Consider the following 21853-nt stretch of genomic DNA (forward strand, 5'->3'; position numbering starts at 1 on the left):
AGGGTACCCGCCGCCAGATTGGTGATTTTGCTGTCGCTTCCGTTGTGCTTAGCGCTGAATGCGCCAGAGGCTGCATCCCACAACAGGGCATCATCGGTGAGCGTGGTGATGGAATCGCTCAGGTTGTTGATATTGGTGGTGTTGGTGGCAATATCAGTGGTGTTCTGATTGATGCTGTTGGTATTGGTGGTGATATCAGCGGTGTTCTGATCCACTTTCTCATTTGTATCAAACAGCTGAGAGCCGTTAACGGCGTCGGTGCTGTCAGCGGCCAGGGTACCCGCCGCCAGATTGGTGATTTTGCTGTCGCTTCCGTTGTGCTTAGCGCTGAATGCGCCAGAGGCTGCATCCCAAAGCAGTGCATCATCGGTGAGCGTGGTGACGGAGTCGCTCAGGCTGTTGATATTGGTGGTGTTGGTGGCGATATCAGTGGTGTTCTGATTGATGCTGGTGGTGTTGGCAGCGATATCAGTGGTGTTCTGGTTAATGCTGTCGGTATTGGTGGCGATATCAGCAGTGTTCTTATCCACTTTCTCATTTGTATCAAACAACTGAGAGCCGTTAACGGCATCGGTGCTGTCCGCAGCCAGGGTACCCGCCGCCAGATTGGTGATTTTGCTGGCGTTTCCCGTGTGGCTAGCGCTAAAGGCGCTGATGCTTTCATCCCACAACAGCGCGTCTTCGGCTAATCCTGAGACAGAGGCCTCTGTGTTAGTGATAGACGTGTTAAGTGCGCTTAATGCACTACCTACGTTATTGTAGATGCCTGTGCCTACCTCGTAGAGGGGCGCATTCACTGTACCATCACTATTAACGGAAGCCCCTCCGCCGAGTCGGTCGGCGACGGATTGACTTAAAGAATAAATTTGCGCACCTGTAACGGCATCGGTACTGGTGGAATTGATGTCGCCTTTAGCAACGTAGGTTATCTGCCGCTGAGTGGTGCTGTTACCCACGGCGACGGAATTGTCTTCCTGGGCGACAGAGCCCGAGCCAAGGGCAACTGAGTTGGTGCCTATCGCTTTTGCGCCATTACCAAAAGCAGCGCTGTCGTCGCCGCTCGCAGTAGCTTGATAACCTAATGCAGAGGAAGTTGCTCCGCTCGCGACAGATTTATAACCTAACGCAACCGATTTTGCGCCGCTCGAATTGGCATACACGCCCATTGCCATTGAATAACTTCCACTGGCTGAGGATGAGGCGCCCATTGCAATGGCCCGGTCACCGGCTGAAACCGATTTTACGCCAAGCGCTAACGAAGAGTCGCCGGTGGACTGGCTGTAGGAACCAATGGCGGTACTCCATTTCCCCATCGCGGAGGCTTTATAACCCATTGCGGCGCTTGCGCCATCAACGTTGGTGTAAGTATTGGCTGTGGCATCGGTACCAATTGCAATCCACCCTTTTCCTCCAGTCTGGGTACCCGTTGGAGTAACGCCGTCGCCTGTATCGTTTCCTGCGTTGGCCAGTGCATCCGCAGAAACCATAATGCTGCTAAGACCGATGAGTGCGGAAACCGCCAGCTTTCTGCGGCCGTTTTTTTTGCCGCGGCTTTTTGCGGTTTCGCTGGTGACAACAAATGTTCCCGTAGCGGCATTCCAGAGGACTTTAAATATTCTATTCATGAATGAGTAATTTCCTTTTCTAAAATAATTGTATCAATGGCTATTATTTTTTTGGCTTCTTTTTTGTATCGTTAATAGGTTGTATGCTGTCGAATATGACATTCTCCATGTCAATACCTATTTTTAGATACTTAAGATTATTGGGCGATACGCCTTTTAATGTTAGCGTGACGTTTGTCCATGCTCCCGGTAAGAGTTCGATTGTCGAGTCCATTTTCGTGTTGAGCAGGAGTTGTTTCCAGCGAGGCAGATCTTTTGCCTCGGAAGGTTTTTTCGTACCCCATGTCATATTAAACGCAAGGTTTGATACCGGAATGCTGAGTAAGTTAACTAAATCAAGATGAATAACACTTCCATTATCTATTGGCTCAATAGATAGAATACGCCCGGCTAATCCGATATTGCCGTTGTTAATAATAAAATAGTGCGTTTGTGATGGGTCCAGTTCTGTATAGTCGAATAGCCGTTGTTTGCGTTCAACGCGGCCAACGACTTCGGTGACCTTTTTGGTTGTGTTGATAATCGTAGCTTGTTGTTTTTCTAACAGATTTATCTTTGCTCCTTGTTCTTTTTGTTGTTTTTCTAACAGGTTTATCTTTGTTTCTTGTTCTTTTTGTTGTTCTTTCATTTCTTCAACAAGGTGTTTATCTGCGAAGTAATCACAACCAGATAAAAAGAATGTGAATCCCAACGCAAGCAGGGGGATAAATTTTCCATTTTTGTGCATATGAAATATCCTTGTTAATAATTTATATAATATAAATAGTTAACCTGTTATTTATACAACTAGCTCATCATTCAGCGAGTATTGCCAATAACTCATTAACGTATGGTTAGAATGAAAACATTCGTCGCTTCTATAGAAGCGCGCAAAAACCCGACGTTATTTATCAATTGCTCATAGCAATGCTTTATAAAAATATAATTATAATGTTTATGTATGGGGATTTTTTTCAGGGATGATAATGTTATTTAATTTTGCGGGTCAATCATATTCTGCGGGGTATGAGAAAAGAGGATGAAAAAATTCATTGTATAAATACAAACAGGCACGATAGTGGGATTTTTCATCCTGAAAAAGCAGGGATTACCGTTAAAAATGAACTTGTATATAATCGGTGTAAATACTTCCATGAAAAATTCGGAATATAGCCCGATGCTCTCAAGACATCCTCCGTACAACGGGTGTCCTGAGAGCCTGGGATGCGGAAGGTTTAGAACTCGCTCTTCGCGAAACCTGTCATCTCTTTGAGCCCCATTTCCCGGCCCAGCGCCGTCATCGGGTGGACAACAATCAGGCCACGCACGCTTTTCTTCAACTTGCCCATGTCGGCCTGCTCTTTTTTAGTGATCGCGCGGCGAAACGGCAGGTTCATCAGCTTCTGCGCTTCTTTACTCAGTTTCTGGCTGTGTACTTCGCGCAGACGGATAATTTCTGCTTCTAGCGTCTCTTTTTCTTTTTCCAGCTCCGCGTATTTATCGGCGGATTCAACCAGAGAGAGACCTGCCTGCTGGTGGCGAATAGCGTCAAGACGATCGCTCAGGCGTTTAATTTCGTTTTTTTCAACTTCTTTCATGGGATAGCTTCTGATAGAAATGGGATAGATACCTTATAGTATGCGCGCAGTGAGTGATTCTTCACAACTCATGACGTAAAGATAATCAATTATGGCAAGTATTACACTGCTCATTATTTAATTATCTCGTTGAGAATAAAATCCTTTTTGTCGAAAGAAAAGATGAAGCGCCCTTTTGTCGGCAAGAAAAGCGATTAAGCACATTTTCCTCAATGACAACGCTAAATTGATCCTAAACTCAAATAAGCGACCGCGGGAGTCAGACGCGGGTCCCACATGGAGGATCTATCATGGCAAAAATAGGTGAGAACGTACCACTTCTTATTGATAAAGCCGTCGATTTTATGGCGTCCAGCCAGGCGTTCCGTGAATACCTGAATAAAACGCCGCCGCGTGATTATGTTCCTTCCGAGGTGCCGTCGGAGAGCGCGCCCATTTATTTGCAGCGTCTGGAATATTACCGGCGGCTGTACCGACCAAAAGAAGAAGAAAGAGGTTAACGGCGGGATTTACTTTTGAAAGGCCTTTTTTAAGCTGATTTTAGAAATCAGCTCGGTCAGAGAGAGGACCATCGTCGAACGCACCGCCTGCTGGTAGCGCTGAATTTGCATGGCGTATAGCGCCGCGTCGGACGTATCAAAATGCGGCGGCGGCGGTAGCGCCATGACGCAGTGCAGTTCGCCAAACGGCCCGAGGATTTCATCGTCGGTAAAGGCGTACTCATTGCCATCGTGATTCAGCTCTTCGCGCAGCGCCATTAACAGCTCCGCATCTTCATATTCGGTGCGGCTGAGTACGCCCAGGCCATAGATAAGTTTCAGACGTACCGAAAGATCGCCCAGCGGCCCGTCGCCGTCCAGCAACGGTTCCACAGCGTATTTCACGGCATAGTCGTCTTTGCGAAACACCTGGAGCACCAGAATGTTCACCGCCTCGGTCAATAACTCGACGGCGGTAATCAGGAAGCTCCGTACGGTTTTGCCAGCATTCAGACGCTCAAGCACACGATTTTCAAAGGCCTGGGTTTGTTCCATTATTGCCTGCATATCTGACAATCTGTTATTTGGGCGCAGGCTAACCTGCGCCGGGTTCTGCGTCATTTGGTCGCGTTATATGCGTTAACCGCCTCCGCCACCACATCGCTATTGGCATCCAGCCCGGAAATTTGCGCCAGCGCGGCCTGCGGGCCTTTTTCGGTAATCAGTGCCGCCAACTCTTGCGCCTGCGGATCTTCATCGCTACGGAAATGCATCGCCGCCGCGATCCCTTTGACCAGATTCACATGCGGCAGACCATATTCCAGGGTGCCAAGCAGCGGTTTGATCAGACGGTCGCCCGCGCTGAGTTTGCGTAGCGGCTGACGACCTACGCGTTCGACGTCATCTTTCAGATACGGGTTTTCAAAACGACCGAGGATTTTCTGAATGTATGCCGCATGTTTGTCGGCATCAAAACCGTAGCGTTTGATCAGCACCGCGCCGCTTTCTTCCATCGCGCCTTTCACCACCGCGCGAATACTCTCATCGAGAATAGCGTCGCGAATGGTCTGATGACCGGCTAATTTGCCGAGGTACGCGGTTATAGCATGACCCGTGTTCAGCGTGAAGAGTTTACGTTCGACAAATGCCATCAGGTTATCCGTTAACTCCATCCCCGGAATGGTCGGCAATGCGCCTTTAAACTGGGTTTTATCGACGATCCACTCGCTGAAGGTTTCTACCGTCACTTCCAGCGGGTCATGGGTGGCGGAAGCGGAAGGCGGCACAATACGGTCAACGGCGGAATCGACAAAGCCAACGTGCTGTTCAACCCAGGCTTTATCGCCATCCGCCAGCGCGTTCATCACATGACCTTTGAGCTGCGTGGTGCCGCGCACCATATTTTCACAGGCGATGATATTCAGCGGGGCATCCACGCCCTGCGCCTTACGTTTTACCAGCCCTTTAGCGATGGCCGGAGCGATACGCTCAAGCACAACCGGACCCACGGCAGTGGTGATTAAATCAACGTGGGCAATCAGGTCGACAACATCATCGCCGATGCTGCTGACAGCGTTGACGCCGGAAACGGTATCCACCTGCTCATTTTCACCCACAACATGAACCTGATAGCTATGACGGGCATTCAGGGCATCGAGTACGACCTGGTTTACATCCGCAAACGTCAGTTGTATCCCCGCGTCAGCCAGCAATTTGCCGATAAAGCCACGACCGATATTACCTGCGCCAAAATGTAATGCTTTCATAGTATTAACCTTCATTAATGTTTTTACCCGAGAGGGCTGGGGTGAGGCTTTTCCCTCAACCTAACCCTCTCCACAAGGGAGAGGATATCGCCTTCATATTTCGAACTGCAGATGCGTTGGCTCTCCTCGCTCACCCCAGTCACGTACTTATGTACGCTCCTGGGGATTCACTGCGTTGCCGCCTTCCTGCAGCTCGAACTATTTTGGGGATACTTAACTGTTAAGCTTTTTTACCTGCCAGCAGTTCCAGCACTTCATCCACGCTGGTGGTGTGCGCCAGACGTTCGATCACGGATTCATCATCCAGCGCGTTGGTCAGGCTGGTGATGACCTGGATGTGCTCATTGTTACGTGCGGCGATACCAATGACCAGACGGGCAATATCGTCTTCTTCTTCACCGAAGCGTACGCCTTCCGGATACTGGCAGAACACCACGCCGGTTTTCAGCACGCGGTCTTTCGCTTCTACCGTACCGTGCGGAACTGCGATGGATTCACCGAGGTAAGTCGGTGTCAGCTTTTCGCGGTCCAGCATCGCCTCGACGTATTCCGGCTCAACATAGCCGCCTTTCACCAGTTGTTCACCGGCAAAGCGAATCGCCTCTTCTTTGTTAGCGGCTTTACGGCCCAGGAAGATATTCTCCGCACCCAGTTTGAACAGGTTGTTATCACCCTCCTCAAAGCTGTCTTTCAGATGGTCGCGTACTTTCTCTTCATTAGTATTGTGGCGCTGTGCGGCAACCAGACGTTCGGTTAGGCTGGTGTACAGGCCGCTATCCAGGAAGTTGGTCAGCGAAATATGCTGCGCCTGCGGTACCTGACGCATCGCGCGCTCGGTAAGGTCACGGTGAGTAATGACTAGATCCACATCCGGCGGCAGATTGTTAATGGCGCTGTTGGTGACGGAGATCTGGCTCAGGCCCGCATCCTGTACTTTCTTACGCAGTACCCCTGCGCCCATCGCGCTGGAACCCATACCGGCATCGCAAGCCACGATGATTTTACGCACATGGCTCAGGTCGTTGGTGACATCTCCAGCCGCCAGCGGAGAGGCGCCTTTAGATTCCGCTTTCATGTCATGCATACGACGGGTGGCCGCTTCAATGTCATCTTCTTCTTTCACTTTGCTGGTTTTCAGCAGAATTGCAGAAACCACGAAGGAGACCGCCATTGCCGCCACGATGGCAGCGATGTTAGCGAAGTAAGCGCCTTTTGGCGTCATCGCCAGTACCGCCAGAATCGAGCCAGGAGAAGCCGGAGAAACCAGACCGCCGTTCAGGATGGTCAGGGTGAATACGCCAGTCATACCGCCAAGGATAACGGCCAGGATCAGACGTGGGTTCATCAGCACGTACGGGAAGTAAATTTCGTGGATACCGCCCAGGAAGTGGATAATCGCCGCGCCGCCCGCAGACTGTTTAGCGCTGCCGCGACCGAAGAACATGTACGCCAGCAGGACGCCCATCCCCGGACCCGGGTTAGCTTCAATCAGGAAGAAGATGGATTTACCCATCTCATGGGACTGCTGGATACCCAGCGGTGAGAAGATGCCGTGGTTAATCGCGTTATTGAGGAACAGGATTTTCGCCGGTTCAACAAAAATGGACGCCAGCGGCAGCATATCGTGCGCCACCATGAAGTTAACGCCCGCCGCCAGAATTTTGGACAGGACTTCAACCGCCGGACCAATACCGAGGAACGCCAGGATGGCGAGGATCATACCGATGATGCCAGCGGAGAAGTTGTTCACCAGCATCTCAAAACCGGATTTGATCTTACCGTCTACCCAACTGTCGAATTTCTTAATGCAGTAGCCGCCTAATGGACCGGCGATCATCGAGCCGAGGAACATCGGCATATCCGCGCCGACAATAACGCCCATGGTAGTGATAGCGCCCACCACGCCGCCGCGTTCGCCGCCAACCAGACGACCGCCGGTATAACCGATGAGCAGCGGCAGCAGGTAGGTGATCATCGGACCAACCAGTTTCGCCAGCGTTTCGTTAGGCAACCACCCTGTTGGAATAAATAATGCGGTGATAATACCCCACGCGATAAACGCGCCGATATTAGGCATCACCATATTGCTGAGGAATCGACCAAAGCTTTGCACTTTGATCTTAATATCGGATGACATAAAAACACCCCTTCTTATGTTGCTGTCGCGCAGGCTGAAAGCCCGAGGTTTGTTAATGTAGCGGCAGAGGTAGCCGGACCCTGTAGTGTAGATACTGCGCAATCTGGCACTGAATCGTTCAACTGTCCAGACAGGGACAATTTATGTGATTTGCGTCACATAAATATAGGGTGTAGAGAGGTAATTGATGTGATATTGATCACAAAGTGGCTGTGTAAAAAAACAACGAATCTCATTTTTAGCCCTTAAAAGGCCATTTTATGTGAGATATTTCACATTTTTATTTTGGTGCTTTGTTGAATTTTTGTGATACTCTTCACAATAAATTTTAAGCCCGGGTAACGTCAATACGATCCGGCAAACATTTTGTCGCGAGCCCTCTCACGTTATGTCATTCAGCAACCTCCTTTTGCGTCTCTTTTCGTCTTATTTGAGCCATACTATGATTTTTACTGGTTGGCAAAAAGGACACGGCATGAAACTCATCGGTAGCTACACCAGCCCTTTTGTGCGCAAAATCTCTGTTCTGCTGCTCGAAAAAGGCATCACCTTCGAATTTATTAATGAACTACCCTACGAGGCGAATAACGGCGTGGCGCAATACAACCCTCTGGGTAAGGTGCCAGCGCTGGTGACGGAGAAAGGGGAGTATTGGTTCGATTCGCCGATCATCGCGGAATATATTGAGCTGCTGGATATCGCGCCAGCGATGCTCCCGCGTGACCCGATGGCAGCGCTTAAAGTTCGCCAGCTTGAAGCGTTGGCTGACGGCATTATGGATGCAGCGTTGGTTTCTGTACGCGAACAGGCGCGCCCGGCGGCGCAACAATCGGAAACGGAACTGTTGCGCCAGCGGGAAAAAATCAACCGCAGCCTGGATATGCTCGAAAGTTATCTGAGCGACGGGACGCTAAAAACGGATACGGTCAATCTGGCGACTATCGCGATTGCCTGTGCGGTAGGCTATCTCAACTTCCGCCGGGTCGCGCCTGGCTGGTGTGTTAGCCGCCCCCGCCTGGTCAAACTGGTCGAAACGCTTTTTCAACGCGAAAGCTTTGCCCGCACCGAAGCGCCAAAGGCTTGACGCGCATTATGTCCGCCTGAGCAAACTCACGTTACAATCCCCCTTATGTCGATATCCCTCTCCCGCCAGGAGAGGGCCACCAACAGCCAGGCATTTTCATGACAAGCGAAACGCGTACACTCTACAGCCAGCTTCCTGCTATCGATCGCTTATTGCACGATAGCGCTTTTCTTTCTCTGCGCGATCGGTATGGCCATACCCAGGTGGTTGATCTGCTTAGGCGGATGCTTGACGACGCGCGCGACGTCATCCGGAATACGCAAACGCTTCCCGACTGGTACGCAGACTGGGCGCAAGAGGCGAAACTCCGGCTGGAAAATGCGGCGCAAAGCGCGCTGCGCCCGGTGATTAACCTGACGGGGACGGTGTTGCACACCAATCTTGGCCGCGCATTGCAGGCGCAAGAAGCGATTGAGGCGGTAACGCAGGCGATGCGCGCGCCGGTGACGCTGGAATACGATTTGGATGGCGCCGGGCGGGGGCATCGCGACCGGGCGCTGGCGACGCTGTTATGCCGTATCACCGGGGCGGAGGACGCCTGTATCGTCAATAACAATGCGGCGGCGGTATTGCTGATGCTGGCGGCGACCGCCAGCGGCAAAGAGGTGGTGGTTTCGCGTGGCGAGCTGGTCGAAATCGGCGGCGCGTTTCGTATTCCTGATGTTATGCGCCAGGCGGGTTGTACGTTGCATGAAGTGGGCACCACCAACCGGACGCACGCGAAAGATTACCATCAGGCGGTAAATGAAAATACCGGGCTGTTGATGAAGGTGCATACCAGTAATTACAGCATTGAGGGCTTTACCAAAACGGTAGAGGAAGCGGAACTGGCGGAAATCGGGCGAGAGCTGAATATTCCGGTGGTGGCGGATCTGGGCAGCGGTTCGCTGGTGGATTTAAGCCAATATGGCTTACCCAAAGAGCCGATGCCGCAGCAGCTCATTGCCGCAGGCATCAGCCTGGTAAGCTTCTCCGGCGATAAGTTGTTGGGCGGGCCGCAGGCCGGGATCATCGTCGGCAAAAAAGCGATGATTGCCCAACTGCAAAGCCATCCGCTGAAACGCGCCCTGCGTGCGGATAAAATGACGCTGGCGGCGCTGGAGGCAACGTTACGTCTGTATCTGCACCCGGAAGCGTTGGCGGAGAAATTACCCACCCTGCGTCTGTTAACTCGCAGTGAAGCGTCGATTCGCGAACAAGCGCAGCGGTTACAGGCGCGGCTGGCGGCACGTTACGGCGATGAATTTGCGCTGGAGGTTAAACCCTGCCTGTCGCAAATCGGCAGCGGTTCATTACCGGTAGACCGCCTTCCCAGCGCCGCCATGACCTTTACCCCGCACGACGGGCGTGGTAGTCGGCTGGAGGCGCTGGCGGCCCGCTGGCGCACGCTGCCTGTACCGGTCATTGGCCGAATTTATGATGGCCGTTTATGGCTGGATATGCGCTGTCTTGAAGACGAAAGCCGGTTTATGGAGATGATGCTGAAATGATTATTGCAACTGCCGGACACGTAGACCACGGTAAAACGACGTTGCTCCAGGCGATTACCGGGGTCAATGCCGATCGCCTGCCGGAAGAGAAAAAACGCGGGATGACTATCGATCTGGGCTACGCCTATTGGCCGCAGCCGGATGGTCGTGTGCTGGGCTTTATCGATGTGCCTGGGCATGAAAAATTCCTCTCTAACATGCTGGCGGGCGTAGGCGGTATCGATCACGCTTTGCTGGTGGTCGCCTGTGATGACGGCGTCATGGCGCAAACGCGCGAGCATTTACAGATCCTGCAACTGACGGGTAATCTCCAGCTCACCGTCGCGCTGACCAAAGCCGATCGCGTGGACGAGGCGCGTATCGGTGAAGTACGTGAAGAGGTACTGGCGGTGCTCGACAACTATGGCTTCACCGATACCGTTGTATTTGTCACCGCCGCCAATCAAGGACGCGGTATTGCAGAACTTCGCGCTCATTTACAGCAGCTTCCTGCACGTTCGCACGCCGCGCAGCATCGCTTCCGTCTGGCTATCGACCGTGCGTTTACGGTGAAAGGGGCGGGACTGGTGGTGACCGGAACGGCGCTGAGCGGAGAGGTAAACGTGGGCGATACGCTATGGTTGACCGGCGTTAATACGCCGATGCGCGTACGAAGTCTACACGCGCAAAATCAGCCCACCGACCATGCGTATGCCGGGCAGCGTATTGCGCTCAATATTGCGGGCGATGCGGAGAAGGAGCAGCTTAACCGCGGCGACTGGCTGCTTTCCGATGCGCCGGCGGGGGAGGCTTTTTCCCGGGTGATCGTTTCTCTGACGCTTCATGCGCCGCTTTCCCAATGGCAACCGCTACATATTCACCATGCCGCCAGCCATGTGACTGGTCGCGTCTCTTTGCTGGAAGGCGGGCTGGCCGAGCTGATCTTTGATACGCCGTTGTGGCTGGCCGATAATGACAGACTGGTGCTGCGTGATATTTCCGCACGTGCCACCCTTGCCGGCGCACGCGTGGTGACGCTTAAGGCGCCGCGTCGCGGTAAACGTAAGCCAGATTATTTGCACTGGCTTTCAACGCTTGCCGACGCGCAGGACGATAGCGCGGCGTTGGCCATTCATCTGGAACGCGGCGCCGTCAACCTGCCGGATTTCGGTTGGGCGCGTCAGCTTAATCCTCTCGGTATGCGTCAGCTTATTGAGCAACATGGTTTTATCCAGGCCGGAGACAATCTGTTAAGCGCGCCCGTCGCCGCCCGCTGGCAGCGTAAGATTCTTGATACGCTGGCGACCTACCACGAACAGCACCGCGATGAACCGGGGCCGGGACGTGAGCGTTTACGCCGCATGGCCCTGCCAATGGAGGATGAAGCGCTGGTTCTGATGCTGATCGAGCGGATGCGCGACGACGGCCTGATTCATAGCCATCACGGTTGGTTGCATCTGCCGGATCATAAAGCGGGATTTAGCGATGAGCAGCAGGCCGTCTGGCAAAAAGTTGAACCGCTATTTGGCGATGAGCCCTGGTGGGTACGCGATCTGGCGAAAGAGACCGGAACGGAAGAACAATTTATGCGGCTGGTGCTGCGGCAGGCGGCGCAGCAAGGCATCATTACCGCGATCGTAAAAGATCGGTACTATCGTAACGATCGGATTGTCGCTTTCGCCAATATGATCCGCGAGCTGGATCAAGAGAGAGGATCAACGTGTGCGGCGGATTTTCGCGACAGGCTGAATGTAGGGCGGAAACTGGCCATTCAGATCCTTGAATATTTTGACCGGATTGGATTTACACGACGTCGTGGGAATGATCATTTATTACGTGATGCGTTATTATTTCCGCAAAAAGAATGAAATGGTTAAATTAAATAACAAATGAAGCAATACAATTATTGCGTTGCTTTTTATTTTTCTGGCTTCTTAAAATAGCCAGCGTGAACCTGTTATCAGAATAATTTTGCCCGTATTCTTTGCGCCTTATTCAGGCGACTCACGATGAGATTGTGGAACTTTATCGCACGGCGATGTAACGCCTTTGCCCGGTGGCGCGGACGCTTACCGGGCCTGCGTAGACGATGCAGGCCGGATAAGGCGTAACACGTTAGCTTCGATCGAGCTTTTGCTGCGCCAGCCAGACGGCGCCCAGCCTGCCCGCCTGATTTCCCAGTTGGCAGGGCTGAATCGGCACCTGGAGCGCCTCCCACATTTCAAACGTTTCAAGATGCCGCGTCAGGAGCGGGTAGAGCTTTTCCTGTTCGCTTATTCCTCCGCCGATCAGCACCACGCCCGGATCAAACATAGAGATCACGCTGTAAACGCCGCGTGAAAGATAACGCGCCCAGTCATTGACCGCCTCACGCAGATGAACATCGGTCGCCATTCGTTCGAAGATCACATCCGCAGGCGGCATCTCTTCGGCAGGCAGCGCCAGCGCCTGGCGGCACGACGCCATTAATCCGCTGGTTGACGCGATTTTATGCATACTTTCGCCATTGTTCCCGACCGGCATGACGCCGAATTCACCGGCGTGAAAATGCGCGCCGCGATACAGTTCTCGTCCGACGATAATACCGCCGCCAATGCCGGTTCCAATGGTAATACAGACCAGATTGTCATAATGCTGCCCGGCACCTCGCCACATTTCGCCCAGCGCCGCACAGTTCGCGTCGTTCTCCACGACCAGCGGCAGATCGGTCAGCCCGCTGAACAACTCCATCAGGTTGACGTCATCCAGGTAAGCCAGCGCGCCCGCTTTTGCCGCATGACCGTTATGGGGATTAATATGGCCGGGGAAACTAACCCCGATTGCCGCAATGTCATAGTCCTGTTGGCAACGCGCCACCACATCCTGCCATTTGCGGGTAAACGTGGAGGCGTCCTCTGGCGTATCGAATTGATAATGGGTTAATTCTTCGCCGTCACTGTTAATCACGCCATATTTGACGTGAGTTCCTCCCACATCAATGCCGATATATTGCTGCATAGTGTTCTCCGTACGTTAAACAGGCACCTGTTTAGTATGGCTAAAACCAGACGGAGAAACGTAAAGGAAAGTAATTCGTGATTGCTGTCGTAAAGCGGGAAACCATTGGCGAAAAATTCACCAGTACCGTCTACCCTTGTGGAGTACCTTTACAATAAGGAGTTGGTCATGACGAACAATCCCCCTTCAACACGTATTCAGCCAGGTGAATACGGGTACCCACTGAAGTTAAAAGCCCGCTATGACAATTTTATTGGCGGTGACTGGGTTGCGCCCGCCGACGGCGAATATTATCAAAACCTGACGCCAGTGACCGGCCAGCCGCTATGTGAAGTCGCTTCCTCCGGTAAAAAAGATATCGATTTAGCGCTCGACGCCGCGCATAAGGCGAAAGATAAGTGGGCGCATACGTCAGTACAAGACCGTGCCGCTATCTTGTTTAAGATCGCCGATCGGATGGAACAAAACCTCGAGCTGTTGGCGACAGCGGAAACCTGGGATAACGGTAAACCGATTCGTGAAACCAGCGCCGCCGACGTACCGCTGGCGATCGATCATTTCCGCTATTTCGCCTCCTGTATACGTGCGCAGGAGGGCGGGATCAGCGAAGTTGATAGCGAAACCGTGGCCTACCATTTTCACGAACCGCTTGGCGTCGTGGGACAGATAATCCCGTGGAACTTTCCGTTGTTGATGGCAAGCTGGAAAATGGCGCCAGCGCTGGCGGCGGGTAACTGCGTGGTGCTTAAACCGGCACGCCTGACGCCGCTTTCCGTTCTGCTGTTAATGGAAGTCATTGGCGATCTGTTACCGCCGGGCGTCGTCAACGTCGTGAACGGCGCGGGCGGCGAGATTGGCGAATATCTGGCGACCTCGAAACGTATCGCGAAGGTGGCGTTTACCGGTTCGACGGAAGTGGGTCAACAGATCATGCAGTACGCCACGCAGAATATTATTCCAGTGACGCTGGAGTTAGGCGGCAAGTCGCCCAATATCTTCTTCGCCGACGTGATGGATGAGGAAGATGCGTTCTTTGATAAAGCGCTGGAGGGATTTGCCCTGTTTGCCTTTAACCAGGGCGAGGTGTGTACCTGTCCAAGCCGTGCGCTGGTCCAGGAGTCCATCTATGAGCGCTTTATGGAGCGCGCTATTCGCCGGGTAGAGAGCATTCGCAGCGGGAACCCGCTAGATAGCGGTACACAGATGGGGGCGCAGGTCTCCCACGGCCAGCTTGAGACTATCCTCAATTATATCGATATCGGTAAAAAAGAGGGGGCCGATATTCTGACCGGTGGGCGACGCAAGGAGCTGGATGGCGAACTTAAAGAGGGCTATTACCTTGAGCCTACCATTCTGTTTGGTAAGAATAATATGCGCGTCTTTCAGGAGGAGATCTTTGGCCCGGTGCTGGCGGTAACCACCTTTAAAACCATGGAGGAGGCGCTGGAAATCGCTAACGATACCCAATACGGCCTGGGCGCTGGCGTCTGGAGCCGCAACGGCAATCTGGCCTATAAGATGGGGCGCGGCATTCAGGCCGGGCGCGTATGGACCAACTGCTATCACGCCTATCCGGCACATGCTGCGTTCGGCGGCTATAAGCAGTCGGGCATCGGGCGCGAAACGCATAAGATGATGCTGGAACACTACCAGCAAACCAAGTGCCTGCTGGTGAGCTATTCCGATAAGCCTCTGGGGCTGTTCTGACGCAAGAGGTAATGCCCGATGGCGCTGCGCTTATCGGGCCTACAAAAATTCATCGCAATATACTGATATTGCAAATCTTGTAGGCCGGATAAGGCGCAGCCGCCATCCGGCACAGTATTACCGCTCGTTAACCCAAATCCGCATTTCGCCCTCGCCACGGTTGGCCCAGCTAAACCATGGAATGAACGTTAGCGTCTGCGGCTGGCGCGATGACGGCGCGTTATCGTAGTGCCACAACGCCTGATGCTGCGCATCTGGGGCGCTTTGCTTCTCGCCTTCAGCCTGAATCAGCATCTTATGCGCAAAAAGCCCTTTGCCCTCAAAGATCCGGAATTCACTCTCTTTTGGTAGCCACAGATTATGCAGTTCTTCGCCGTTATCGGCCTGCTCAAGGCAATAGACCAGCGGCCCGCGCTGAATGGCGACCTTACCGGCGACGTGACGCGCCAGCGGATTGCCATACACGCGGCGAACCGGCATCGGCAGCGTCAGGGTTATCGTATCGCCCTCCTGCCAGGTTCGACGGATATGCAGATAACCTTTGCGAATATCCTGTTCCACTTCCAGCCCGTTGAGCGTCACTTTTGCCTCAGGGCACCAGTCCGGCAGGCGTAGCGCCAGCGTGTGACGTACCGGCTGCACAGAGTCGATGGCAATCTTCACCTGCTCATGCCACGGGTAGTTCCCGCTGATTCGCAGTTTGAGCGCGCCATTTTCAACGGGTACTTCCAGGCTGTTACCCACGTACATATTGATGTACAGCGCATCCGCACGCGGCGTGTAGATGTAGTGACCGAGAGAGGTGAGCACGCGGGCGATGTTCGGCGGGCAGCAGGCGCAGCCAAACCAGCGCTGGCGGATGGGCTTAACGTGATCGTAAATATGGTTGAATTTTAACGATTTTGGATGCACTTCCAGCGGGTTGACGTAGAAGAAATGCTTGCCATCGAGCGCCATACCGCCGAGGACGGTGTTGTACAGCGCGCGCTCCATCACGTCGGCGTACTGGCTATCGGCTTCCATTTCCAGCATCCGGCGGGCGAACATCATCAGGCCGATTGAAGCGCAACTTTCCGCATAGACCGAATCATTCGGTAAATCGTAATCGCTGCTAAAGGATTCGCCGCTGCTCTGCGAGCCAATCCCGCCGGTGATATACAGCTGACGCTGCGCCATATTTTTCCACAGGCGCAGGCAGTCCTGGCGTTTGCCTTCATCGTTGCTCAGGCGAGCGAGATGCGCCACGCCAGTCATCAGATAGACAAAACGTACCGCGTGGCCAATGGCCGTCTGCTGCTGCGAAATTGGCAGATGCGCCTGGCTGTAGGCTTTGTCTTTGACCATCCACGCCGGGCCGTAGGTATGCCAGTAAGAGGTTTGGCCGCGTTTTTCGTACTCTTCGTCGTAGAAGTGCGGTTGGGTGCCGCGCTGTCCGATAAAGTAGCTTGCCAGCATCATATAGCGCGGCTGCTCTGTTACCTCATACAGACGCATCAGCGCCAGCTCAATTTCCGGGTGGCCCGGATAGCCGTGCAGCTGATTTTCGCCAGGGCCGAAAGTGCTGTCGATATGATCGGCCAGGCGACAAACGACGTCTAGCAGCCGACGCTTGCCGGTGGCCTGAAAGAAGGCGACGCCCGCTTCAATCAGATGCCCGGCGCAATAAAGCTCATGGCACTCCGCCAGGTTGCTCCAGCGTTCTTGCGGGGCTTTTGCCGTAAAGTACGTATTGAGATAGCCATCGTCACACTGCGCGGCGGCCACCAGTTCAATCACCTCATCGGCGGTTTTCTCAAGCGCTGGATCGGGCTTCTGGCACAGTGACCAGGCAACCGCTTCCAGCCATTTCGCCACGTCGCTGTCCTGAAAGACCATGCCGTAAAAGTTGCCCGTCTGCTGGCCTGCGGCAATGCGGAAATTTTCAATGGCATGGCTGGGTTCAGCCTCTGGAATACGATCGTTTAACGCATCCCACTGGTAAGGAATAACCACATCGCGAACCAGTTGTTGATACTGTCCGAGGAACGGATCGCTGACCGTCAGTTTATGCAGATCGACTTCCAGTACGTTCATTTCGTGCTCCTTAAGGCTGTAGAGGTCATAGATATTCCTCGCTGACGGGGTATTTTATGGCAGTAATTTTTATTTTCGCGTTATGACCTGATTCATTTTGCCCAGATAGCGGTGAGCGACAAGGCGATAAAAGAGTAAAAAAAGATGACGATTCCGACCCGTATTTAAAAATGTGAGATGGATCGAGTGAAAGGACTATTTTTAGTTAATAATCAAAAGCTAATATGAAATACGGTGCTGAATGAGCGGGAAATGACATATTAATGCTCGAATTATCCATGACATTACCGATTAAAGTCCAAAACGGCGGATTATTTATTTCTCGCGGCATTGGGCGTCATCCTGCCAGGCGTCTGCAATCGTGGGAAATTATATTTGTGGAAAAAGGCTGCCTGAAAATTCAGGAAGAAGAATGTGTTTTCTGTGTCGAAGCCGGGGAAAGCCTGTTGCTTTGGCCGCATCGCCGCCATATTGGCGTTGAGGAGTTTCCCGCCGATCTTAAATTTTACTGGCTCCATTTTGAGGTCAAAGCGCCGGACAGCGACCCGCGCTGGCTGACGCATCTTTCCGTGCCGCAGCATACCCAGGTTGCCGATCCGCAAGCGCTGATTGCGCTTTTTCGCCAGTTTATGAACGAGCAGGAAAAGCACCAGCGCAGTCCGGCGCTGGAGTTCATCGTGCTGCTGATTTTGCAGCAGCTCACCGTTGACGCCCGGCAGAATGAAAACGCCGAGGCCGCTGGCGTGTCGCTGGCCTGGAAAGCGCAGCAGCTGATTCGAACGCACTATCACCTGCCGCTTTCCAGCTCGGTTCTGGCGAAAGAACTGCATTGCAATGTGGATTATCTGGGACGCGTTTATCGGCGGGTATTTCACCTTACGCTAACGGAAGCCATCCACCGCCAGCGGGTGCGCGAGGCGGAAAAGTTGCTGATTAGCGACGCGCGTTCGTTAAAAGAGGTGGCGGAACGGTGCGGTTTTAATGACGTTGGTTACTTTCGCCAGATCTTCCGCAAGCACACCGGCCTGACGCCTACCGCCTGGAAGCGGCGCTACAGTAAGGAACACGTTAATTCTTGAGTGTAATCTTTGGCCCTCTGACAAAGCGGTTGCAAATTGAATGCCCGATGGCGCTTTGCTTATCGGGCCTACAAGAGTTCATCACAACGTATTGATATTGCAAATCTTGTAGGTCGGATAAGGCGCAGCCGCCATCTGACACAGGCTGTGGCTGCCGGCATTACTGCCCGTAATAGGCATTCGCGCCGTGTTTACGCAGATAGTGTTTATCGAGCAATTCCGGTTGCATATCCGGCAACTGCGGGGCCAGCTGGCGCGAGAACAGCCCCATATAGGCACACTCCTCAAGCACCACGGCGTTGTGGACGGCATCGGCGGCATTTTTACCCCAGGCAAACGGGCCGTGCGAATGAACCAATACCGCCGGGATTTGCGCCGGATCCAGACCGCGCTCTTCAAAGGTTTGAATAATCACCTCGCCGGTCTGATACTCGTACTCGCCGTTAATTTCCTCAACGGTCATCAGTCTGGTACAGGGGATCGCGCCATAGAAATAGTCGGCGTGGGTGGTGCCCCAGGCGGGCAGATCGAGCCCGGCCTGCGACCAGATCGTCGCATGGCGGGAATGGGTATGCACGATCCCACCGATCTGCGGATAGCGGCGATAGAGCGCCAGATGGGTCGCGGTATCGGACGACGGTTTTTTGTTGCCTTCAACGACCTTATCGCTGGCGATCTCTACCACCACCATATCGTCGGCGGTCATCACCTCATATTCGACGCCGGAAGGCTTAATGACCATCAGCTTGCGCGTCTCATCGACCGCGCTGACGTTGCCCCAGGTAAAGGTGACCAGCCCGTGCGCCGGGAGGGCCAGGTTGGCCGCCAGCACCTCGGCTTTCAGTTGCTCTAACATGTGAAACCTCCTTCCTGCATCCGTGATTCAATCCAGCGTCGGGCCTGGATAATTTCCAGCACCGGCTCGCTGGCTTTCTCTGTCCACATCTCAATCAGAAATGAACCGCGATAATTCAGCTCATGCAGCGTTTTGAAGATGCCGACAAAATCAACGCATCCTTCGCCAAACGGCACGTCGCGGAACTGGCCGGGGCTGTCACCGGTCACCGGCAGCGTGTCTTTCAGGTGGATAGCGGCGATACGGTCAATACCCAGCTTCAGCTCGGCGGTCACGTCGTTCCCCCAGGCGCTGAGGTTGCCGACGTCTGGATAAACGGTGAACCACGGTGACGAAAGCATCTCGTCCCACTTTTTCCACTTGCTGATGGAGTTCATAAACGCGGTATCCATGATCTCCACCGCCAGCATCACCTGCGCCGCTGCGGCCTGTTCCACCGCCCACGCCAGCCCTTCGGCGAAACGTTGCCGGGTGCCTTCGTCGTGTTCTTCGTAATAGACGTCGTAACCTGCTAGCTGAATGGTGCGGATACCGAGATCGCGCGCCAGGCGAATGGCTTTGGTCATGATTTCACGCGCCCGCTCGCGTACCGTTTCGTCGCGGCTGCCAAAAGGGAAACGGCGATGGGCGGAGAGACACATTGACGGGATAGCGACGCCGCTTTCCAGCATCGCGCTCACCAGCGATGCGCGCTGAGCCGAGGTCCATTCGAGGCGCGAAAGGCGTTCATCCGTTTCGTCCACCGACATCTCGACAAAATCAAAACCGCAGCTTTTTGCCAGCACCAGCCGCTCTGGCCAACTGAGATCTTTCGCCAGTGCTTTCTCGTAAATACCTAATGGATGATTACGCATGCTTTTCTCCCCAAATGGCGTCAATTTGGGCGTGGAATTCGGCGGCGACCTGCGCCGGATGGGCGGCACCTGCCAGCGCACGTCCGGCGATAAATGCCTTAACGTTAATGTCGCGGAACAGCGGCAGATCCGCTGGGGTAATGCCGCCGGTAATCGATAGTTCAAGGCCGATGTCGGACAACGCCTTCATACGCGTCAGGTCCGCCTCTCCCCACTGCTGCCCGCTGGCCTGCGCATCGCGTCCGCGGTGGTAAATCGCCTGGCGAACCCCGACGCGGTACCAGTCTCGGGCGTCGTCCAGCGTCCAGTTGCCGAATAGTTCCATTTGAATTTCACCGCCGCAGGATTGCGCGACGGCATGGCCTTTCTCGACGGTCGCGAGCGGCGCGGCACAGATGATAGTCATCCAGTTGGCGCCAGTGCCAAAAGCCTGCTGCGCCAGGGTTTCACCAGCATCGGCCACTTTCCAGTCGGCGACGATGATTTTTTCCGGGCACTGCGCTCGCAGGGCTTTCACCGCGCTAAGGCCTTCGGTTAAACAAAGGATGGTTCCGGCCTCAACGATATCGACATGATCCTGTAGCAGGGCAACATCGCGTTGGGCTGCTTCCAGACTGGTGTGGTCGAGCGCCAGTTGCAGTAATGGTCGGCTCATAATGCGTGCTCCTTAATACGGGCGTGATAGCCCTGTAGTGCTTCAATCAAATCCTGGTATTGGCGGTATTTGCGCTGGTAGAGGGCGTGCGCGGTCATGTCCGGCAGCAGCGTGCGCACCGGGTGCTGCAGGTCGCGTTGGGCCTCGCGGAAATCGCGATATACGCCGGTGCCGACGCGGGCAGCCAGCGCCGCGCCGAAGCAGCCGGTCTCCTCCACCTGCGGCAGCTCGATGCGTAAACCGCTGACGTCCGCCAGCATCTGCATCCAGACGTCGGAGTGGGCCGGGCCGCCGGTAACGCGCAGGGCGCAAACGTCGGTAAAGCGTTCACGCATGCGGTTGAGGTGGGTCATATGGCTGAAGACCACGCCTTCATAAATCGCCTGCAGCAGGTGGGCGCGGGTGTGCAGCGCCTGCATGCCGTAAAAGCCGCAGGTCATCTCCAGCCCGGCATTGCTGCCGTAGAGAAACGGCAGAAAAAAGAGGTCGCTACCGGCTTTCGGCAGGCTGGCGACCGCCTGGTTGATCTCGTCAAAAGAGAGGTCGCCCCACTGGGCGGTAAACCATTCGAGGTTGCCGGAGGAGGTCGGGCTGGCTTCGTGAACGATATACTGCCCGTCATTGACGTAGCGGCCATAGACGTAAGGATGGGCCTCATGGTCGCGCAGACCGTGAGCGATGCCGCTGGTGACGGCCCAGGTACCCATCACCGCATTGAGCGTTGATTCATCCTCAATACCGGCGCAAAGGGCGGTGGAAACCACATCAAACAGGCCGCCGACGACGGGGGTACCCACTGCCAGACCGGTGATGGCGGCAGCCTGAGCGGTGATCTCCCCGCATATTTCGGCTGAACCCACCACGGGGGGCAGCGCGCTGTCGATTTCACTGATGCCCAGCCACTCGGTCAGAAGCGGGTCGTACTGGCCCGTCGCCATGTTGTAGAGGTTGGACTCGGAGATGTTGCTCTCCTCACAGCCTTTCACGCCGGTTAAGCACCAGCGCAGATAGTCATGCGTCATCATGACGCAGCCTATCTGCGCGTAGCGCTGCGGCTCATTCTCTTTTACCCAGCGTAAAAGGGAGACCGGATGCCCGGTCCATAGAGTTTGTCGGGTCAGCGGGTAGAGTTTTTGCGGAACCGCTTCTTTTTGCCAGCGCTGGACAATCTCCATGGCGCGACGGTCGGAAGAGAGTATCGCTTTACCTAATGGCCGATCGCTTTTATCTAACAGGAACAGGCCCTTACCCTGAGCGGAAATACCCAGACCGCGGATTTGTGAGCCGCTCACCCCCGTGTGCGCCAGCAGTTTGCTGATGACCGAGCCGCACTGTTGCCACAGTTCGGTCATATCGCGTTCAACCCAGCCTGGCTGCGGGCTTAAAGCGTGCAGCGGCAGGCGTTGCACCGCTACTTCCCGGCCTGCGCCATCGTACAACCCGGCTTTTAGCCAACTCCCACCACAATCTAACCCCAGCCAGTAATTGCTCATGA

The 21853-nt window shown here is 54.1% G+C and carries 17 protein-coding genes and 1 pseudogene; 6 read left to right on the forward strand and 12 right to left on the reverse strand.

All coding sequences use genetic code 11. The features are described 5' to 3' along the window. The 3 genes and pseudogenes from sadA to ACLJNW_RS16780 all read right to left on the reverse strand — a co-directional run. A pseudogene (gene sadA / locus ACLJNW_RS16770) lies at nt 1-1625 on the reverse strand (trimeric autotransporter adhesin SadA); the annotation flags it as partial. Between the two features lie 43 nt (nt 1626-1668). Further along, the gene (locus ACLJNW_RS16775) at nt 1669-2352 is read right to left on the reverse strand and encodes a DUF3251 domain-containing protein (RefSeq protein ID WP_023204163.1); all 684 of its coding nucleotides are present in this window, start codon (nt 2350-2352) and stop codon (nt 1669-1671) included. A 487-nt stretch (nt 2353-2839) separates the two neighbouring features. After that, complete coding sequence (locus tag ACLJNW_RS16780) at nt 2840-3202, reverse strand: YibL family ribosome-associated protein (protein ID WP_000665687.1); 363 nt, start codon at nt 3200-3202, stop codon at nt 2840-2842. Nucleotides 3203-3492: 290 nt separating this feature from the next. Between ACLJNW_RS16780 and ACLJNW_RS16785 the strand changes: the two genes are divergently transcribed. Beyond that, nucleotides 3493-3702 (forward strand): hypothetical protein, encoded by a 210-nt coding sequence (locus tag ACLJNW_RS16785; protein WP_001062558.1) that lies wholly within the window; start codon nt 3493-3495, stop codon nt 3700-3702. 9 nt (nt 3703-3711) lie between these two features. Here ACLJNW_RS16785 and mtlR read toward each other — a convergent pair whose 3' ends face one another. The 3 genes from mtlR to mtlA form a co-directional block, all read right to left on the reverse strand. After that, nucleotides 3712-4302 (reverse strand): mannitol operon repressor MtlR, encoded by a 591-nt coding sequence (mtlR, locus tag ACLJNW_RS16790; RefSeq protein ID WP_000193201.1) that lies wholly within the window; start codon nt 4300-4302, stop codon nt 3712-3714. Then, the gene (mtlD, locus tag ACLJNW_RS16795; RefSeq protein ID WP_000645383.1) at nt 4299-5447 is read right to left on the reverse strand and encodes a mannitol-1-phosphate 5-dehydrogenase; all 1149 of its coding nucleotides are present in this window, start codon (nt 5445-5447) and stop codon (nt 4299-4301) included. Before mtlD ends, mtlR begins: the two co-directional genes overlap by 4 nt. Before the next feature lie 220 nt (nt 5448-5667). After that, nucleotides 5668-7584 carry a PTS mannitol transporter subunit IICBA gene (gene mtlA / locus ACLJNW_RS16800; protein ID WP_000093287.1) on the reverse strand — a complete coding sequence of 639 codons (1917 nt, stop codon included), beginning with the start codon at nt 7582-7584 and terminating at the stop codon, nt 5668-5670. A gap of 475 nt (nt 7585-8059) precedes the next feature. Between mtlA and ACLJNW_RS16805 the strand changes: the two genes are divergently transcribed. From ACLJNW_RS16805 to selB, 3 genes are all read left to right on the forward strand, one after another. Beyond that, nucleotides 8060-8668, forward strand: a complete 609-nt coding sequence (locus tag ACLJNW_RS16805; protein WP_000766689.1) for a glutathione S-transferase — start codon at nt 8060-8062, stop codon at nt 8666-8668. Nucleotides 8669-8766: 98 nt separating this feature from the next. Beyond that, nucleotides 8767-10158, forward strand: a complete 1392-nt coding sequence (selA, locus tag ACLJNW_RS16810) for an L-seryl-tRNA(Sec) selenium transferase (protein WP_023204162.1) — start codon at nt 8767-8769, stop codon at nt 10156-10158. Beyond that, complete coding sequence (gene selB / locus ACLJNW_RS16815) at nt 10155-12005, forward strand: selenocysteine-specific translation elongation factor (protein ID WP_024154670.1); 1851 nt, start codon at nt 10155-10157, stop codon at nt 12003-12005. Before selA ends, selB begins: the two co-directional genes overlap by 4 nt. A gap of 247 nt (nt 12006-12252) precedes the next feature. Here the strand turns inward: selB and ACLJNW_RS16820 are convergent, their stop codons facing one another. After that, complete coding sequence (locus tag ACLJNW_RS16820; RefSeq protein WP_001188281.1) at nt 12253-13134, reverse strand: ROK family protein; 882 nt, start codon at nt 13132-13134, stop codon at nt 12253-12255. A 168-nt stretch (nt 13135-13302) separates the two neighbouring features. Between ACLJNW_RS16820 and aldB the strand changes: the two genes are divergently transcribed. Continuing rightward, on the forward strand, nt 13303-14841 hold the full coding sequence (gene aldB, locus ACLJNW_RS16825) for an aldehyde dehydrogenase AldB (RefSeq protein ID WP_000183988.1): 1539 nt from the start codon (nt 13303-13305) through the stop codon (nt 14839-14841). 117 nt (nt 14842-14958) lie between these two features. On the opposite strand, the gene ACLJNW_RS16830 is transcribed toward aldB, so the two are convergent. Then, entirely contained in the window at nt 14959-16914 is a 1956-nt protein-coding gene (locus ACLJNW_RS16830) for a glycoside hydrolase family 127 protein (protein ID WP_023204160.1), read from the reverse strand. A 263-nt stretch (nt 16915-17177) separates the two neighbouring features. On the opposite strand from ACLJNW_RS16830, the gene ACLJNW_RS16835 reads away from it, so the two are divergent. Next, the gene (locus ACLJNW_RS16835) at nt 17178-17993 is read left to right on the forward strand and encodes a helix-turn-helix domain-containing protein (protein WP_023204159.1); all 816 of its coding nucleotides are present in this window, start codon (nt 17178-17180) and stop codon (nt 17991-17993) included. 160 nt (nt 17994-18153) lie between these two features. Here the strand turns inward: ACLJNW_RS16835 and araD are convergent, their stop codons facing one another. The 4 genes from araD to ACLJNW_RS16855 are packed head-to-tail and all read right to left on the reverse strand — an operon-like array spanning nt 18154 to nt 21851. Further along, complete coding sequence (gene araD / locus ACLJNW_RS16840; protein ID WP_410961056.1) at nt 18154-18849, reverse strand: L-ribulose-5-phosphate 4-epimerase; 696 nt, start codon at nt 18847-18849, stop codon at nt 18154-18156. Beyond that, a complete protein-coding gene (locus ACLJNW_RS16845) occupies nt 18843-19703 on the reverse strand; it encodes an L-ribulose-5-phosphate 3-epimerase (RefSeq protein ID WP_023204157.1) in 861 nt (286 codons plus the stop codon). Before ACLJNW_RS16845 ends, araD begins: the two co-directional genes overlap by 7 nt. Continuing rightward, nucleotides 19696-20358 (reverse strand): 3-keto-L-gulonate-6-phosphate decarboxylase UlaD, encoded by a 663-nt coding sequence (gene ulaD / locus ACLJNW_RS16850; RefSeq protein WP_023204156.1) that lies wholly within the window; start codon nt 20356-20358, stop codon nt 19696-19698. Before ulaD ends, ACLJNW_RS16845 begins: the two co-directional genes overlap by 8 nt. Continuing rightward, nucleotides 20355-21851 carry an FGGY-family carbohydrate kinase gene (locus ACLJNW_RS16855; protein ID WP_000074079.1) on the reverse strand — a complete coding sequence of 499 codons (1497 nt, stop codon included), beginning with the start codon at nt 21849-21851 and terminating at the stop codon, nt 20355-20357. Before ACLJNW_RS16855 ends, ulaD begins: the two co-directional genes overlap by 4 nt. Nucleotides 21852-21853 lie beyond the last annotated feature (2 nt).

Source organism: Salmonella sp. SAL4457 (assembly GCF_046548235.1).
Taxonomy (GTDB): domain Bacteria; phylum Pseudomonadota; class Gammaproteobacteria; order Enterobacterales; family Enterobacteriaceae; genus Salmonella; species Salmonella enterica.

Bases quoted from the DNA above. Each gene is read 5' to 3' on its own strand.
- ACLJNW_RS16775 (WP_023204163.1), bottom strand. From the start codon at position 2,352: ATGCACAAAAATGGAAAATTTATCCCCCTGCTTGCGTTGGGATTCACA.
- ACLJNW_RS16780 (WP_000665687.1), bottom strand. From the start codon at position 3,202: ATGAAAGAAGTTGAAAAAAACGAAATTAAACGCCTGAGCGATCGTCTT.
- ACLJNW_RS16785 (WP_001062558.1), top strand. From the start codon at position 3,493: ATGGCAAAAATAGGTGAGAACGTACCACTTCTTATTGATAAAGCCGTC.
- mtlR (WP_000193201.1), bottom strand. From the start codon at position 4,302: ATGACGCAGAACCCGGCGCAGGTTAGCCTGCGCCCAAATAACAGATTG.
- mtlD (WP_000645383.1), bottom strand. From the start codon at position 5,447: ATGAAAGCATTACATTTTGGCGCAGGTAATATCGGTCGTGGCTTTATC.
- mtlA (WP_000093287.1), bottom strand. From the start codon at position 7,584: ATGTCATCCGATATTAAGATCAAAGTGCAAAGCTTTGGTCGATTCCTC.
- ACLJNW_RS16805 (WP_000766689.1), top strand. From the start codon at position 8,060: ATGAAACTCATCGGTAGCTACACCAGCCCTTTTGTGCGCAAAATCTCT.
- selA (WP_023204162.1), top strand. From the start codon at position 8,767: ATGACAAGCGAAACGCGTACACTCTACAGCCAGCTTCCTGCTATCGAT.
- selB (WP_024154670.1), top strand. From the start codon at position 10,155: ATGATTATTGCAACTGCCGGACACGTAGACCACGGTAAAACGACGTTG.
- ACLJNW_RS16820 (WP_001188281.1), bottom strand. From the start codon at position 13,134: ATGCAGCAATATATCGGCATTGATGTGGGAGGAACTCACGTCAAATAT.
- aldB (WP_000183988.1), top strand. From the start codon at position 13,303: ATGACGAACAATCCCCCTTCAACACGTATTCAGCCAGGTGAATACGGG.
- ACLJNW_RS16830 (WP_023204160.1), bottom strand. From the start codon at position 16,914: ATGAACGTACTGGAAGTCGATCTGCATAAACTGACGGTCAGCGATCCG.
- ACLJNW_RS16835 (WP_023204159.1), top strand. From the start codon at position 17,178: ATGCTCGAATTATCCATGACATTACCGATTAAAGTCCAAAACGGCGGA.
- araD (WP_410961056.1), bottom strand. From the start codon at position 18,849: ATGTTAGAGCAACTGAAAGCCGAGGTGCTGGCGGCCAACCTGGCCCTC.
- ACLJNW_RS16845 (WP_023204157.1), bottom strand. From the start codon at position 19,703: ATGCGTAATCATCCATTAGGTATTTACGAGAAAGCACTGGCGAAAGAT.
- ulaD (WP_023204156.1), bottom strand. From the start codon at position 20,358: ATGAGCCGACCATTACTGCAACTGGCGCTCGACCACACCAGTCTGGAA.
- ACLJNW_RS16855 (WP_000074079.1), bottom strand. From the start codon at position 21,851: ATGAGCAATTACTGGCTGGGGTTAGATTGTGGTGGGAGTTGGCTAAAA.